This is a genomic window from Streptomyces sp. TLI_146 (genome assembly GCF_002846415.1).
GTDB lineage: Bacteria > Actinomycetota > Actinomycetes > Streptomycetales > Streptomycetaceae > Streptomyces.
In genome coordinates this window covers 5922420-5937081 of sequence record NZ_PJMX01000001.1, presented here as the reverse complement: position 1 = coordinate 5937081, position 14662 = coordinate 5922420, and the positions used below count along the sequence as shown (strand labels likewise).

Annotated in this window: 15 protein-coding genes; 9 read left to right on the top strand and 6 right to left on the bottom strand. The window is 72.3% G+C overall.

The window, feature by feature from the left end:
- Positions 1-33: 33 nt before the first annotated feature.
- The 3 genes from BX283_RS26695 to BX283_RS26685 all read right to left on the bottom strand — a co-directional run bounded on the left by BX283_RS26695 (position 34) and on the right by BX283_RS26685 (position 3381).
- Positions 34-648 (bottom strand): GNAT family N-acetyltransferase, encoded by a 615-nt coding sequence (locus BX283_RS26695; protein WP_101390047.1) that lies wholly within the window; start codon positions 646-648, stop codon positions 34-36.
- A 133-nt stretch (positions 649-781) separates the two neighbouring features.
- Complete coding sequence (locus BX283_RS26690; RefSeq protein WP_101390046.1) at positions 782-1813, bottom strand: family 2 encapsulin nanocompartment cargo protein polyprenyl transferase; 1032 nt, start codon at positions 1811-1813, stop codon at positions 782-784.
- Positions 1814-1983: 170 nt separating this feature from the next.
- Complete coding sequence (locus tag BX283_RS26685; RefSeq protein WP_101390045.1) at positions 1984-3381, bottom strand: family 2B encapsulin nanocompartment shell protein; 1398 nt, start codon at positions 3379-3381, stop codon at positions 1984-1986.
- Between the two features lie 197 nt (positions 3382-3578).
- Between BX283_RS26685 and BX283_RS26680 the strand changes: the two genes are divergently transcribed.
- The 4 genes from BX283_RS26680 (at position 3579) to BX283_RS26665 (ending at position 6990) form a co-directional block, all read left to right on the top strand.
- Positions 3579-4037, top strand: a complete 459-nt coding sequence (locus tag BX283_RS26680) for an Rrf2 family transcriptional regulator (RefSeq protein ID WP_101390044.1) — start codon at positions 3579-3581, stop codon at positions 4035-4037.
- Positions 4038-4113: 76 nt separating this feature from the next.
- Entirely contained in the window at positions 4114-5325 is a 1212-nt protein-coding gene (locus BX283_RS26675) for a globin domain-containing protein (RefSeq protein ID WP_101390043.1), read from the top strand.
- A gap of 149 nt (positions 5326-5474) precedes the next feature.
- The gene (locus BX283_RS26670) at positions 5475-6065 is read left to right on the top strand and encodes an N-acetylmuramoyl-L-alanine amidase (RefSeq protein ID WP_101390042.1); all 591 of its coding nucleotides are present in this window, start codon (positions 5475-5477) and stop codon (positions 6063-6065) included.
- Between the two features lie 22 nt (positions 6066-6087).
- Positions 6088-6990 carry a 1-aminocyclopropane-1-carboxylate deaminase/D-cysteine desulfhydrase gene (locus BX283_RS26665; protein WP_101390041.1) on the top strand — a complete coding sequence of 301 codons (903 nt, stop codon included), beginning with the start codon at positions 6088-6090 and terminating at the stop codon, positions 6988-6990.
- Between the two features lie 22 nt (positions 6991-7012).
- Here BX283_RS26665 and BX283_RS26660 read toward each other — a convergent pair whose 3' ends face one another.
- Positions 7013-8611, bottom strand: a complete 1599-nt coding sequence (locus tag BX283_RS26660) for a Na+/H+ antiporter (RefSeq protein ID WP_101390040.1) — start codon at positions 8609-8611, stop codon at positions 7013-7015.
- 44 nt (positions 8612-8655) lie between these two features.
- Here BX283_RS26660 and BX283_RS26655 point away from each other — a divergent pair, with 44 nt between their 5' ends.
- The 3 genes from BX283_RS26655 to BX283_RS26645 all read left to right on the top strand — a co-directional run bounded on the left by BX283_RS26655 (position 8656) and on the right by BX283_RS26645 (position 10595).
- On the top strand, positions 8656-8916 hold the full coding sequence (locus BX283_RS26655) for a UBP-type zinc finger domain-containing protein (protein ID WP_101390039.1): 261 nt from the start codon (positions 8656-8658) through the stop codon (positions 8914-8916).
- A gap of 303 nt (positions 8917-9219) precedes the next feature.
- Positions 9220-9633 carry an anti-sigma regulatory factor gene (locus BX283_RS26650; protein ID WP_067163834.1) on the top strand — a complete coding sequence of 138 codons (414 nt, stop codon included), beginning with the start codon at positions 9220-9222 and terminating at the stop codon, positions 9631-9633.
- A 14-nt stretch (positions 9634-9647) separates the two neighbouring features.
- On the top strand, positions 9648-10595 hold the full coding sequence (locus tag BX283_RS26645; RefSeq protein WP_257583881.1) for an RNA polymerase sigma factor SigF: 948 nt from the start codon (positions 9648-9650) through the stop codon (positions 10593-10595).
- Between the two features lie 60 nt (positions 10596-10655).
- Here the strand turns inward: BX283_RS26645 and BX283_RS26640 are convergent, their stop codons facing one another.
- A complete protein-coding gene (locus BX283_RS26640; protein ID WP_101390038.1) occupies positions 10656-11111 on the bottom strand; it encodes a hypothetical protein in 456 nt (151 codons plus the stop codon).
- A gap of 94 nt (positions 11112-11205) precedes the next feature.
- On the opposite strand from BX283_RS26640, the gene BX283_RS26635 reads away from it, so the two are divergent.
- Together BX283_RS26635 and BX283_RS26630 are read left to right on the top strand one after the other, a co-directional pair.
- Positions 11206-12174 (top strand): diacylglycerol kinase family protein, encoded by a 969-nt coding sequence (locus tag BX283_RS26635; RefSeq protein WP_101390037.1) that lies wholly within the window; start codon positions 11206-11208, stop codon positions 12172-12174.
- Between the two features lie 316 nt (positions 12175-12490).
- Positions 12491-12748, top strand: coding sequence for a WhiB family transcriptional regulator (locus BX283_RS26630; protein ID WP_004937597.1), 258 nt, complete (start codon positions 12491-12493; stop codon positions 12746-12748).
- A 159-nt stretch (positions 12749-12907) separates the two neighbouring features.
- On the opposite strand, the gene BX283_RS26625 is transcribed toward BX283_RS26630, so the two are convergent.
- Complete coding sequence (locus BX283_RS26625; protein WP_101390036.1) at positions 12908-14374, bottom strand: sensor histidine kinase; 1467 nt, start codon at positions 14372-14374, stop codon at positions 12908-12910.
- Between the last annotated feature and the right edge of the window lie 288 nt (positions 14375-14662).

The window sequence follows — 14662 nt, the reverse complement described above, 5'->3', positions numbered from 1 at the left end:
GCTACCGGCCCCCACCCGCCCGGAGCCGAGCGCTCAGGCTCCCGGCTCGCGCCACATCGGGTACATCAGCGGGCCGTCCGGCAGCCGCAGCGGCTCACCGAGGTGTGCGAAGCCGAGCCGCTCGTACAGCCGCGAGCTGCGCTCGCTGCTCGCCTCCAGATAGGCGGGCAGGCCTTCCCGGTCGCACCGCTCCAGGACGGGCGCGATCAACGCGGCCCCGCTCCCCTGGCCCTGGCGGTCCGGGGCGACCGCGATCAGCAGCAGATACGCGTGCGCCCGGCCGTGCGGATGGACCGACCCGGTGAGGCGTCCGATCTGCTCGACGCGCTCGTTCTCCGGGTCGACGGCGGCCCGCAGCTGCGCCGGGCCGTCCTCGCCGTCCTCCTCCGGCTCGGCCGGGACGTCGATCCACAGGGCCGTCGCCGTGCCGTCCCCGGCGAGGTCGACGTGGCCCTCGTCGAGCGAGATCTCCAGGAAGGCGCGCATGAGGTGGCGGTGCACCTCGCGGCGGCGCGCCGGGTCCGGGAAGACCCAGCTGCTCACCGGGTCGTCCTGGAACGCCTCGTCGAGGAGGCGCACGGCCGTCTCCACCGCCTTCTCGTCGTCCCGCTCGACCCGCCGTATATGCGTGTCCGGTCCCGTACCCATGTCGGCCGCCCTTGTCGCGTTCCGGTCATCCTCAACTGATCGGAACGATCCTAGAGTTGCCTCTCTCCGAGTCAGGGGACGAGGTGCCCCGGAGGCAGCCCGGGGCGCCTCGTCCCCTCCCCCCTCGGGCCTGTCAGCGCGAGCGCCGGGTCACGAACTCCGCCAGAGCCAGCAGGTCGCCCGCCGCCGCGAGGTCCGGGACCGCCCGGGACAGCTGGTCCACCGCCCGGGCCATCCGGTCGCCCGCGTGGACCTGCGCCCAGTCGCGGCCGCCCGCCCGGTCCACCGCCCCCGCCGCCCGCCGCACCGCGGCCGCCCCCATCGGGCCCCGGTACAGCTCGGCGAGTTCGGCCGCCGCCGGGGTGCCCGAGGTCAGGGCGGCCACCACCGGCAGCGACTTCTTGTGCGAGGCGAGATCGGCGCCGGCCGGTTTGCCGGTACGGCCGGGGTCGCCCCAGATGCCGATCAGATCGTCGATGAGCTGGAAGGCGAGCCCGGCCTCGCGGCCGAACGCGTCGAGCGCGGCCACCTCCTCGGGCCCCGCCCCCGCGTACAGCGCGCCCAGTGAGCAGGCGCATCCCAGCAGCGCCCCGGTCTTGGCCATCGCCATGTCCAGGCACTCGTCCAGGGACACCTCCTGGGGACCGCGCTGCTCGAAGGCGCAGTCGGCCTGCTGGCCCGCGCAGAGCTCGATCACACAGGCCGCGAGCCGGGCCGAGGCGGCCGGGGCCGCGGGGTGGCCGTCCTCGGCGAGCAGCCGCAGGGCCAGCGCGAGCAGCGCGTCCCCGACGATGATCGCGTCGGGGGTGCCGAACACGGTCCAGGCGGTGGGCCGGTGGCGCCGGGTGGCGTCCTCGTCGATCACGTCGTCGTGCAGCAGGGTGAAGTTGTGGACGAGTTCCACGGCGGCCGCGGCCCGCAGCGCGTCGTCGGGGTCACCGCCGAGGGCCCCGGCGGCCGCGAGCACGAGCGCGGGCCGGATCGCCTTGCCCGCCTGCCCGGCGGCCGGGGTGCCGTCCGCGTGCTCCCAACCGAAGTGGTACATCGCGACCCGCCGTATCGAGCCCGGCAGCGACTCCACCGTGTTCCGCAGCCGCGGATGGACTGCCACCCGGGTCCGCTCCAGCAGGTCCACGGCCTCGCGCCCCTCGACGGCTTCCCCCATGACCAACTCGACATTCCTCTCGCCGTGTCAGATGCGCGGTCCTGGCATACGCGGTGTTCCATACGTGGTGGCCGGTGCGCGCGTTCACGCGCCGCGTGCGGGGCGCGGGCTCCGGGCGGACGGCCGGCGGACCTCCCGTGCCGCCGGCCGCCCGCGCGGGGTCCCCGGGGTCAGCGCCAGCGGCTCACTTCCACGTTCTCCAGCACGCCGAGGGCGTCGGGGACGAGGATCGCGGCCGAGTAGTAGGCGGTGACCAGGTACGAGATGATCGCCTGCTCGTCGATGCCCATGAACCGCACCGACAGGCTCGGCTCGATCTCGTCGGGGATGCCGCTCTGCTGGAGTCCGATGACGCCCTGCTCGGCCTCGCCGGTACGCATGCAGATGATCGAGGTCGTACGGGCGTCGCTGACCGGGATCTTGTTGCACGGGAAGATCGGCACGCCGCGCCAGGTCGGGATGCGGTTGCCGTTGACATCGATGCTCTCGGGCACCAGACCGCGCTTGTTGCACTCGCGCCCGAAGGCGGCGATGGCGCGGGGGTGGGCGAGGAAGAGCTTGTTGCCGCGGCGGCGCGAGAGCAGTTCGTCCATGTCGTCGGGGCTGGGCACGCCGTCGTGCGGCTGGAGCCGCTGTCCGTAGTCGCAGTTGGCGAGCAGGCCGAACTCACGGTTGTTGATGAGTTCGTCCTCCTGGCGCTCGCGCAGCGCCTCCACGGTGAGCCGCAACTGCTGCTCGGTCTGGTTCATCGGCTGGTTGTAGAGGTCCGCGACCCTGCTGTGGACCTTCAGGACGGTCTGCGCCACGGACAGTTCGTATTCGCGGGGCGCGCCTTCGTAGTCGACGTACGTGTGCGGGATGACCGGTTCGCCGACGTGGCCGGAGGCGAGGTCGATCGCCGCCTCGCCGTAGTTGTTGGTGCGCTGCTCGGGGATCAGCGCGTACGCCGCGAGGTGCTCGCCGAGCGAGCTCGCCCGCTCCGCCAGGTTGAGCACGTCCGCCCGGCTCAGCGCGAGGACCGTACAGGCCGTCGCCGCCCGGGCCGTGGCGTCCCAGGTGGCCTCGCCGGAGACCAGTGCCTGCTCGCCCAGGTGCGCCCCGTCCGCGAGGACCCCGAGCACCGCCTCGTCCCCGTACGGCCCCGTGCCGATCCGCTCCACGCGGCCGTGGGCCAGCAGGTAGACCGTGTCCACCGGGTCGCCCTCGGCGGCCAGGACTTCCCCGGCGGCGAACTCGCGCTGCTCGCACCGGTTCGCCAGCTCGGTCAGCGCGGACTCGTCCGTGAGCCCGCGCAGCGCGGGCAACTCCCCCAGCTCGGCCGGGATGACGGCGACCCGCTCGCCGGTCTGCACAAAGGTGATCTTGCCGTCACCCACCGAGTAGCTCAGTCGCCGGTTGACCCGGTACGTACCGCCCTGCACCTGGACCCATGGCAGCATCCGCAGCAGCCACCGGGAGGTGATCTCCTGCATCTGCGGGGCGGACTTGGTGGTGGTCGCCAGATTCCGCGCGGCGGCGGTGCCAAGACTCTGCTGCGCGCGGCTCTCGGGCCCTGCCTCGACCGACATGTGATTCCCTCTCGATCTTCCGATCATGAGCTGACCTGCGGGAGAAGCCTTCCAGCACGGACCGTGCGCGCGCCATTACACAAATGAGTGGGACTAGAAGGGACTTCGGCGGGGCAGGTTGCGCACTCCCGCCGGGGCACCCTCGCACTTCCGGCCACAAATTTGCACGGCATATGCAAGTTATCTAGGCTGCCGTCATGCGGCTGACGAGATTCACGGACCTGGCGCTTCGCGTACTGATGCGCCTGGCCGTCGCCGACGAGGGCGACCGGGAGGCCCCGCCGACCACCCGCGAGGTGGCCGAGACCATGCGGGTGCCCTATACGCACACCGCGAAGGTGGTCGCCAGGCTCCAGCACCTCGGGCTCGTCGAGGCGCGGCGCGGCCGGGGCGGCGGGCTCGCGCTCACCCCGGCGGGCCGCCGGGCGTCGGTCGGCGGGCTCGTCCGCGAACTGGAGGGCCCCGGGGACGTGGTCGAGTGCGAGGGGGCCGTGCCGTGCCCGCTGAACTCGGCATGCCGGCTGCGCGGGGCGCTGCGCCAGGCCCAGGAGGCGTTCTGCGCGTCCCTGGACCCCCTCACCGTCGCCGACCTCGTCACCTCGCCCACCGGCCCGCTGCTCATCGGGCTCGTGGGCGGACGCCGGACGGACGACTGAGGAACCACCGGACCACTCGCCGGGTCCCGCTCCACGGCCAAAAATACGAGTATGAGATTCCGATTAAGGAGTTCCCTTGCTGTCCGAGAAGTCGGCCGCGACCGTACGCGCCACCCTGCCCGCCGTCGGCGCGGCCCTCCCCGCCATCACCGAGCGGTTCTACGCGCGGCTCTTCGCGGCCCGCCCCGAGCTGCTGCGCGACCTGTTCAACCGGGGCAACCAGGCCGCCGGGGTCCAGCGGCAGGCGCTCGCCGGGTCGATCGCGGCCTTCGCGGTCCACCTCCTGGACCACCCGGACGAGCGCCCCGACGTGATGCTGGGCCGCATCGCCCACAAGCACGCCTCGCTCGGCGTCACGGCCGAGCAGTACGAGGTCGTCCACGAGCACTTGTTCGCGGCCATCGCCGAGGTGCTCGGCGAGGCCGTGACGCCCCAGGTCGCCGCCGCCTGGGACGAGGTGTACTGGCTGATGGCGAACGCCCTGATCGCCGTCGAGGCCCGGCTATACGCCGAGCGGGGCGTGGCCGCCGGGGACGTGTGGCGCGAGTGGACCGTCGAGGGGCGCACCGAGGAGACGGCCGACGTCGCCACCTTCCGGCTGCGGCCCGCCGACAGCGCCCCGGCGCCCGGCTTCCGCCCCGGCCAGTACGTCTCCGTGCAGGTCGAACTCCCCGACGGCGCCCGCCAGATACGCCAGTACAGCCTCAGCGGCGCTCCCGGCTCCGCCACCCGCTCGATCACCGTCAAGCGGGTCCGGGGCGAGGGCCCGGACCCCGACGGCGAGGTCTCCCTCCACCTGCACGCGCGCGTACGCCAAGGCGACCGGCTGCGCGTCTCGGCCCCGTACGGCGATCTCGTCCTCGACGCGTCCGCCCTCGACGGCGGGGTGCCCCTGCTGCTCGTTTCGGCGGGGATCGGCTGCACGCCGATGCTGTCGATGCTGGAGCACCTGGCGGGCGCGGGCCACCGCGCCCCGGTGACCGTGGTGCACGGCGACCGCTCCCCCGCCGACCACGCCCTGCGCGAGGACCACGCGGCGCTCACGGCCAAACTCGCGGACTCCTCGGCGCACTTCTGGTACGAGCGGCCCGAGCCGGGCCACCCCGTCGACCGCACGGGCCTGGTCGACCTCTCCTCGGTCGCGGTGGCGCCGGGCACGCGCGCGTACCTGTGCGGTCCGCTGCCGTTCATGCGGGCGGTGCGCGGCCAGCTGCTCGACAAGGGGGTCGCGGCCGCCGACATCCACTACGAGGTGTTCGGCCCCGACCTCTGGCTCGCAGGCAACTGACCGTAATCGGGCGATCTGTCCGGATCGGCTCGCACGCCGTGCGAACAGATCGCCCCCGTACGGAAGTTCCGGTAAAAGCGGTGGCGAGCATTCCGCTCCGAACCGCACCAGGCGCCCCATCCGGCGCCGCAAGCCCGAAGGAGTCGGCCATGGCCCCACCCATGTCGGCTGACCAGTTCCTCACCGCCCTGCGCGCCGAAGGCCTCCGGGTCGTCGAGGTCGACGGCTGGCGCACCCACAACCGGGCCGGGCACGGCGCCTGGGGGCCGCTCAACGGCGTGATGATCCACCACACCGTCACCCGGGGATCCGCCGCCACCGTTCGCATCTGCTACGACGGCTACGACAGCCTGCCCGGCCCGCTCTGCCATGGCGTGATCACCAAGGACGGCACGGTCCACCTGGTCGGCAACGGCCGCGCCAACCACGCCGGCGCGGGCGACGGCGACGTGCTGCGCGCGGTGATCGCCGAGAAACGCCTGCCGCCCTGCGGCAAGGCCGACACCGACGGCAACGCGCGCTTCTACGGGTTCGAGTGCGAGAACCTCGGCGACGGGGAAGACGACTGGCCACCGGCCCAGCTCCTGGCGATCGAGAAGGCCGCGGCGGCCGTCTGCCGGCACTACGGCTGGACCGAGCGGTCGGTGATCGGCCACAAGGAGTGGCAGCCCGGCAAGGTCGACCCGCGCGGCTTCGGCATGGACTGGCTGCGGGAGCGGATCCAGGAGCGCCTGAAGTGAGGGCGCCGGTCACAATGGACAGGTGACCGAAGAAGCGCTCGACCTCGCCGCCGCCCTGCGGCCGCGCATTCCTTCGCCCCTGCAACCGGTCGAGGACGAGCGCTTCACCCGCCACGGCGTCCGTCTGCTGCTCAAGCGCGACGATCTGATCCACCCGGCGCTGCCCGGCAACAAGTGGCGCAAACTCGCCCTGAACCTGCGCGAGGCGGCCGGGCGGCCGGTGCTGACCTTCGGCGGCGCCTACTCCAACCATCTGCGCGCCACCGCCGCCGCGGGCCGCCTCCTCGGCTTCCCCACCGTCGGCGTGGTCCGGGGCGACGAGCTCGCCGACCGGCCCCTCAACCCGTCGCTCGCCCGCTGCGCGGCCGACGGCATGCGGCTGTACTTCGTGGACCGCGCGACCTACCGGCGCAAGGCCGAGCCGGAGGTGCTCGCCGGGCTGCGCGAGCGGTTCGGCGCGGACGCGTACGTCGTCCCGGAGGGCGGCAGCAACTCCCTCGCGGTGCGGGGGTGCGCGGACCTCGGGCGCGAACTGCGCGGGCTCGCCGACGTGGTGGCGGTGGCCTGCGGCACCGGCGGCACGCTCGCCGGTCTCGCCGCCGGGCTCGCCCCGGGCCAGCGGGCCCTCGGGGTCCCGGTGCTGCGGGGCGGGTTCCTCGCGCGCGAGATACGGGAGTTGCAGCAGGCGGCGTTCGGGGCGGCCGGGGACAACTGGTCGCTCGACGAGCGCTTCCACTGCGGCGGTTACGCCCGTACGACCCCCGCACTCAACGCCTTCGCGGACGACTTCGAGGCCCGTCACCGGCTGCCCGTGGAGCGCCTCTATGTCGCCAAGATGCTGTACGGGCTGCTGGCCCTCGCCGAGGAGGGCGCCTTCCCCGAGGGCACGGCGGTCGCGGCCGTCGTCACCGGACAGCCGCTCTAGCCCTCACGACCCGCTCCGGTCCTCACGACTCGCTCTCCCGGTACGCCGCCGCCTCCTCCAGGTCCAGCCTGCGCAGCAGGGTCCGGAGCATCTCGTCGTCGATCCGGCGCGCGTCCCGCAGCTGCACGAAGACCTCGCGCTCGGCGCCGATCATCTCCCGCGACAGTCTGCGGTAGGTGGCGTCGGCCGACTCGCCGGTCACCGCGTTCACCCCGCCCAGGCGCTCCCACACGGAGTTGCGGCGCCGCTCCAGGACCGTGCGCAGCCGGTCGGCGAGCGGCGGCGGCAGCGCGTTGGCCTCGTCCGCCAGAAGCTCGTCCAGGCGGCGCTCGGCGGCCGCCGAGGCCTCGTTCTGGGCCTGTGCCTCGGCCAGCGTCTCGGCCCGCGCGTCCCGGCCCGGCAGCCTGAGCGCCCGGATCAGCGGCGGCAGCGTCAGCCCCTGCACCACCAGGGTGGCGATGACCGTGGTGAAGGTCAGGAAGAGCACCAGGTTGCGGGCCGGGAAGGGGCGGCCGTCGTGCATGGTCATCGGGATCGAGAAGGCGATGGCGAGCGAGACCACCCCGCGCATCCCGGCCCACCCCACGATCACCGGCGCCGTCCAGTCCGTGTCCGGCTCGCGCGTGCGGATCCGCTCCGAGAGCGCCCTGGGCAGGAACGTCGCCGGGAAGACCCAGACGAACCGCATCGCGACGACCGCGGCGAAGACCCCGGTGGCGTACAGCACCGCCTCCCCCACCCGGTACTCGCCCAGCCCCTTGAGCACCACCGGCAGTTGCAGCCCGATCAGCGCGAACACCGACGACTCCAGGACGAAGGCGACCATCTTCCAGACCGCCGCCTCCTGGAGCCGGGTCGCGAAGTCCACCTGCCAGGAGCGGTGGCCCAGGTGCAGCGCGACGACCACCACCGCCAGCACCCCGGACGCCCCGACCTGCTCGGCGGCCGCGTACGCCACGAACGGGATGAGCAGCGAGAGGGTGTTCTGGAGCAGCGCCTCCGTCAGATGCGTGCGCAGCCACTGGATCGGCACCATCAGGACGAGCCCGACGCCGATCCCGCCGAGGGAGGCGAGGGCGAACTCCCCGGCCCCGCCCGCCCAGGTCGCCCCCTCCCCGACCGCGGCCGCGAGCGCCACCTTGTACGCGGTGATCGCGGTCGCGTCGTTCACCAGCGACTCGCCCTGCAGGATCGTGGTGATCCGGCCCGGCAGCCCGAGGCGGCGGGCGATCGCGGTGGCCGCGACCGCGTCCGGCGGCGCGACCACCGCGCCGAGCACCAGCGCGGCGGTGAGCGGCAGATCGGGCACCACCAGATAGGCGAGCCAGCCCACGGCCACGGTCGCGAACAGGACGTAACCGACCGAGAGCAGCGCGACGGGCCGCAGATTGGCCCGCAGATCGAGGTACGAGCTGTCGACGGCGGCCGTGTACAGCAGCGGCGGCAGCAGCAGGGGCAGCACGATGTGCGGGTCGAGCGTGTAGTCCGGCACGCCCGGCACATAGGCGGCGGCGAGGCCCGCCGCGACCAGGAGCAGCGGGGCCGGGACCGGGGTGCGGCGGGCGGCACCGGCCACCACGGCGCTTCCCGCGACCAGTGCCACCAGCGGCAACGCGTCCATCCCAGCCACCTCACACCCCGACCGACCGTCGTAACCTGGCAATCATGAGCGAGTGCCCGCACGTTGCCGAACTGCCGCGCCCCGAGCCCGCGCCGCTGACCGGGACGTGCCCGCAGTGCCTGGCCGCGGGCACCCACCACGTACAGCTGCGGCAGTGCCTGGTCTGCGGCTATGTGGGCTGCTGCGACTCCTCGCCGATGCGCCACGCGAGCGCCCATCACCAGGAGACCGGGCACCCGGTGATGCGCACCCTGGAGCCGGGCGAGGACTGGCGCTGGTGCTTTGTGGACAACGTACTGGTGTGACGCGGGAGGTCAGGAGGATCCGGACGGTTCGAGGGCCTGCGGCCTGGGTACGTCAACCCGGCGTCGGTTCACAGCAATTGGGCACCGCACACCTCTAGCCACTGTCCGTGCTCATATGCTTACCATGAGTGACACCTGCCGGGAGGGGTCCCGGCGACACGGCACCATGGATCGCGATAGCGTCGCCCTTCCGAGCACCACGATCGCGTGGACGACGCACGATCACCGCATTACGTACCGCATGGCCCCGGAGGCGTCCCCTCCGCCGGGGCCCGAGAGAGCTTGTGCACCTTGGAGGTGAGGGTGTCCCAGATCGCAGGCGAGCCCGGGAATCAGGACTTCGTGGAAGTCCGGCTGCCGGCCGCGGGTGCCTACCTGTCGGTGCTGCGTACGGCCACGGCCGGCCTCGCGGCACGTTTGGACTTCACCCTCGACGAGATCGAGGATCTGCGTATCGCGGTCGACGAGGCCTGCGCGATCCTGCTCCAGCAGGCCGTCCCCGGCTCCGTACTCAGCTGTGTCTTCCGGCTCGTCGACGACTCCCTGGAGGTCACGGTCTCGGCCCCGACCACGGACGGCCGGGCTCCCGAGCGCGACACCTTCGCCTGGACGGTGCTCTCCGCGCTCGCCGGCAAGGTCGACTCCTCGGTCGCCGACGACCGTACGGTCTCCATCAGCCTGTACAAACAGCGCGGCGCGGGACCCGGACCGGCGTGAGCGGGGACGGTCCGGTGCGGGACGACAGGCGCATTCCCGAGACGCACCCGGAGGTGCCGCGCTCCGTCGGTATTCCGGAGCAGCAGGCCCGGCCGCACCCGGTGGACGGACTTGACGGCCTTCAGGCCGTGGCGGAGCAGACGCGGCAGGCAGAGCGGGCGGCCCACATGAGCGAGCACATCGAGCACACGCACCACCAGCACGATCCGCAGGACCGCAGCGGGGCGCGGGCGATGTTCATCGAGCTGCGCAAGCTCGCGGACGGCTCGCCGGAGAAGGCCGAGCTGCGCAACAAGCTGGTCCGGATGCACCTGCCGCTGGTCGAGCACCTGGCCCGGCGGTTCCGCAACCGCGGCGAGCCGCTGGACGACCTGACCCAGGTCGCCACCATCGGCCTGATCAAGTCGGTCGACCGGTTCGACCCGGAGCGCGGCGTCGAGTTCTCGACGTACGCGACCCCGACGGTCGTCGGCGAGATCAAGCGGCACTTCCGCGACAAGGGCTGGGCGGTCCGGGTGCCGCGGCGCCTCCAGGAGCTGCGCCTGGCCCTCACCACGGCCACGGCCGAGCTCTCCCAGCAGCACGGCCGCTCGCCCACGGTGCACGAGCTGGCGGAGCGCCTGGGCATCTCCGAGGAGGAGGTACTGGAGGGCTTGGAGTCGGCGAACGCGTACTCCACGCTCTCGCTCGACGTCCCGGACACCGACGACGAGTCGCCGGCGGTCGCGGACACGCTGGGCGCGGAGGACGAGGCGCTGGAGGGCGTCGAGTACCGGGAGTCGCTCAAGCCGCTCCTGGAGGACCTGCCGCCGCGCGAGAAGCGGATCCTGCTGCTGCGCTTCTTCGGGAACATGACCCAGTCGCAGATCGCGCAGGAGGTCGGCATCTCCCAGATGCACGTCTCCCGCCTGCTGGCCAGGACCCTGGCCCAGCTGCGGGAGAAGCTGCTGGTGGAGGAGTAGGACGCGGCCCCATGAGGTGCGGGCGTCCGAGGGCCACGAGCCCGCGGCGCCCCCACGGGCCTACGGGGCCTGCGGACCGCCCGCCCCGCGTACGCCGAGCGCCTCGGCCGTCGCCGGGTTGACCAGCAGGACCAGACCGGTCACCGCGACCGCGGCCGTGGCGATCCCCACCGGGATCGCGGCCCCGTCCGCGTTCAGGAACATCCAGGCGACCGGCAGCGCCAGGATCTGGGTGATCAGCGCGGGCCCCCGGCTCCAGCGGCGCCGCAGCAGCAGCCCGCGCGCCGCGACCAGCGGGATGATCCCGAGGACGATCAGCGTCACGCCGCCCGTCTCGGCCTGCCGGGGCTGGTCGGGCTTGCCCATCAGGCCCATCACGAGCATGAAGAGACCGCCGCCGACCAGGGCCAGGCCCTCGATCGCGGCGATCGCGGCGGCCGCGGTCAGCCGGCCCGGGCGCGGCCCCTCGGGGGTGCCGGTGCCGCTCTCGCTGTCAGGGTGCTGCTCAGTACTCACCCCAGCAGGGTAGCCCTCGGCGGGAGCCCGCTCCGGGGCCGGGGAGAGGGGGCTGGACTGTGCCCGGTACCGCCCGGTAGGTACTCTGGCGCCCATGCGTGCACTTCTCGTGGTCAACCCGGCGGCTACCACCACCAGTGCCCGCACCCGTGATGTCCTCATCCACGCGCTGGCCAGCGAGATGAAGCTGGAGGCCGTGACGACGGAGTACCGGGGGCACGCCCGCGACCTCGGGCGGCGGGCGGCGGAGAGCAGCGACATCGACCTGGTCGTGGCGCTCGGCGGCGACGGCACGGTCAACGAGGTCGTCAACGGTCTGCTGCACAACGGCCCCGACCCGGAGAACCTGCCGAACTTCGCGGTGGTCCCCGGCGGCTCCACCAATGTCTTCGCGCGCGCGGTCGGACTGCCCAACGAGCCCGTCGAGGCGACCGGCATACTGCTGGACGCCCTGCGCGAGGGGCGCGGCCGCACGGTGAGCCTGGGCCTGGCGGCCGGCACCCCGGGCAGCGAGGACGAGGGCGTCCCGGACCGCTGGTTCACGTTCTGCGCCGGACTGGGGTTCGACGCGGGCGTCGTCGGCCGGGTCGAACAGCAGCGGGAGCGCGGCAGACGCTCCACCCACAGCCTCTACATCCGCCAGGTGGCCCGCCAGTTCTTCGCCGAGCAGCACCGGCGGCACGGGACGATCACCCTGGAGCGCCCCGGCCAGGACCCGGTCGAGGACCTGGTGATGTCGATAGTCTGCAACACCTCCCCCTGGACCTACCTGGGCAATCGCCCGGTGTACGCGGCCCCGGAGGCGTCCTTCGAGACGGCCCTGGACGTGCTCTCGCTCTCCCGGCTCTCGACCACGTCGGCGGCCCGCTACGCGACCCAGCTGCTGACCTCGACCCCCGAGAAGGGTCCACACGGCAAGCACGCGGTTTCACTGCACGACCTCACGGACTTCACCTTGCATTCCAAGGCCCCGCTGCCCTTCCAGATGGACGGCGACCACCTGGGTCTGCGTACGAGCGTGACGTTCACAGGCGTACGCCGTGCACTGCGTGTGATTGTGTGAGTGGAAGGGCCGAAAGTCCTTTAACTCGAACGTTTGGGCTGGGCCCCACCCCATAGAAGTACGACTGTGACCCAGTCGACACCGAGGAATCAAAAAAAACTTTCCTGAAGGGGTTGTATCCGCCGCCGAGGTTTGCGAATCTCTACATGGCGATCGGGACGGCCCGCAACACCGGCCTCCTTGAGAGCCAGAACCCCTCCTCAACTCAGGACCACAACCAGTCCAACTGGAAGTCGGCCCTTCCCTTGCGGGGGGATTCGTGAAAGCGTTCACATTCACAAGCAACCCGCATGTAATACCAAGAGAGGTAGCAGCCATGGACTGGCGTCACAACGCCGTTTGTCGTGAGGAAGACCCCGAGCTGTTCTTCCCCATCGGCAACACCGGTCCTGCGCTGCTGCAGATCGAGGAAGCCAAGGCCGTCTGCCGCCGCTGCCCCGTCATGGAGCAGTGCCTGCAGTGGGCGCTCGAGTCCGGCCAGGACTCGGGTGTCTGGGGTGGCCTCAGCGAGGACGAGCGCCGCGCGATGAAGCGCCGTGCCGCTCGCAACCGGGCGCGCAACGCGACCGCCTGATCCCCCCTCCTGCCTAGGCCCGCGCGGCGCGTACAGCGAGTACGCACTCACCGCCCCCCGAGCCGCAGCGCGCAGAAGTAACCCACAGCATTCGAGCCCCGGACCGTTCGCGGTCCGGGGCTCGCTGCTGTTTGTGCCCCTATGGTCGGGGCGTACGGGTTACTTGTCGGCCCGTACCGGCACGTCGAGCACCACCTGGGTGCCCCGCTCCGCCGCCGCCACCATGTCGAAGGCGCCGCCCAGCTCGCCCTCGACCAGGGTGCGGACGATCTGGAGGCCGAGGTTCCCGGCCTTCTGCGGGTCGAAGCCCTCGGGCAGCCCCCGGCCGTCGTCGCGCACGGTGATCAGCAGCCGGGCGTCGTCGCGGGGGCCGCCGCGCACCGCCGAGACCTCCACCGTGCCCTGCTCCCCCTGGGCGAAGGCGTGCTCAAGGGCGTTCTGGAGGATCTCGGTCAGCACCATCGCGAGCGGGGTGGCGACCTCGGCGTCCAGGATGCCGAACCGGCCCGTACGGCGGCAGCTGACCTTGCCCGGGGAGATCTCCGCCACCATCGCCAGCACCCGGTCGGCGATCTCGTCGAACTCGACGCGCTCGTCCAGGTTCTGCGAGAGCGTCTCGTGCACGATCGCGATCGAGCCGACCCGCCGCACCGCCTCGTTCAGCGCCTCGCGCCCCTGCTCGGAGTCGATCCGCCGGGCCTGGAGGCGCAGCAGGGCCGCGACCGTCTGGAGGTTGTTCTTCACCCGGTGGTGGATCTCCCGGATGGTGGCGTCCTTGGTGATCAACTCGCGCTCGCGGCGGCGCAGTTCGGTGACGTCCCGGAGCAGGACCAGCGAACCGATGCGGGTGCCCTTGGGCTTGAGCGGGATGGCCCGCAGCTGGATGACCCCGCCGCTGCCCTCGACCTCGGTCTCGCGCGGGGCGTAGCCGCTGGCCAGCTTGGCGATGGCCTCGTCCACCGGGCCGCGCGAGGGCGCGAGTTGGGCGGTGAGCTCGCCGAGGTGCTGGCCGACCAGGTCGGAGGCGAGCCCGAGGTGGTGGTACGCGGAGAGGGCGTTCGGCGAGGCGTACTGGACGATGCCGTCCGCGTCCAGCCTGATCAGCCCGTCGCCGGCGCGCGGCGAGGCGTCCATGTCGACCTGCTGCCCCGGGAAGGGGAAGGACCCGGCGGCGATCATCTGCGCCAGGTCGGAGGCGGACTGGAGATAGGTGAGCTCCAGGCGCGAGGGTGTACGCACAGTGAGCAGGTTGGTGTTGCGCGCGATGACCCCGAGGACACGGCCTTCCCTGCGTACGGGGATGGACTCGACCCGCACCGGCACCTCCTCGCGCCACTCCGGGTCGCCCTCGCGCACGATCCGGCCCTCGTCGAGCGCGGCGTCGAGCAGCGGGCGGCGGCCGCGCGGCACCAGGTGGCCGACCATGTCGTCCTGGTAGGAGGTGGGGCCGGTGTTGGGCCGCATCTGCGCGACCGAGACGTACCGGGTGCCGTCCAGGGTGGGCACCCACAGCACGAGGTCGGCGAAGGAGAGGTCGGAGAGCAGCTGCCACTCCGAGACCAGCAGATGGAGCCACTCCAGGTCGGATTCACTGAGAGCGGTGTGCTGACGTACGAGGTCGTTCATGGAGGGCACGTCAGCGAGGGTACCCGCGCGGGCTACGGCGCCGGGTCGGGACCCTCGGCCCGTCCGGCACCGCAGCCCGGAACTGCCGGCCGACGGGTGTGCGGTGCCCCTCGGCCTTACGGGAGGTGCTCGGCGCTGTCAGGGCAGAGAGCGCCGCGTACCTCTGTCCGGCCTCCTGTGCGGGGAGGCCGGAGGCCTGCTCGGGCCATTGTGGACTAGACCATTCCTCACTGTCCATCCATTTGACGGCCCCGCTCCAGCCGGTGCCGAGCCTGCCACGTCCGGCGG

Excerpts from the sequence above, each read along its gene's own strand:
- BX283_RS26680 (WP_101390044.1), top strand. The coding sequence starts at position 3,579 with ATGCGGCTGACGAGATTCACGGACCTGGCGCTTCGCGTACTGATGCGC.
- BX283_RS26690 (WP_101390046.1), bottom strand. The coding sequence starts at position 1,813 with ATGGGGGAAGCCGTCGAGGGGCGCGAGGCCGTGGACCTGCTGGAGCGG.
- BX283_RS26660 (WP_101390040.1), bottom strand. The coding sequence starts at position 8,611 with ATGGACGCGTTGCCGCTGGTGGCACTGGTCGCGGGAAGCGCCGTGGTG.
- BX283_RS26625 (WP_101390036.1), bottom strand. The coding sequence starts at position 14,374 with ATGAACGACCTCGTACGTCAGCACACCGCTCTCAGTGAATCCGACCTG.
- BX283_RS26695 (WP_101390047.1), bottom strand. The coding sequence starts at position 648 with ATGGGTACGGGACCGGACACGCATATACGGCGGGTCGAGCGGGACGAC.
- BX283_RS26670 (WP_101390042.1), top strand. The coding sequence starts at position 5,475 with ATGGCCCCACCCATGTCGGCTGACCAGTTCCTCACCGCCCTGCGCGCC.
- BX283_RS26655 (WP_101390039.1), top strand. The coding sequence starts at position 8,656 with ATGAGCGAGTGCCCGCACGTTGCCGAACTGCCGCGCCCCGAGCCCGCG.
- BX283_RS26685 (WP_101390045.1), bottom strand. The coding sequence starts at position 3,381 with ATGTCGGTCGAGGCAGGGCCCGAGAGCCGCGCGCAGCAGAGTCTTGGC.
- BX283_RS26635 (WP_101390037.1), top strand. The coding sequence starts at position 11,206 with ATGCGTGCACTTCTCGTGGTCAACCCGGCGGCTACCACCACCAGTGCC.
- BX283_RS26630 (WP_004937597.1), top strand. The coding sequence starts at position 12,491 with ATGGACTGGCGTCACAACGCCGTTTGTCGTGAGGAAGACCCCGAGCTG.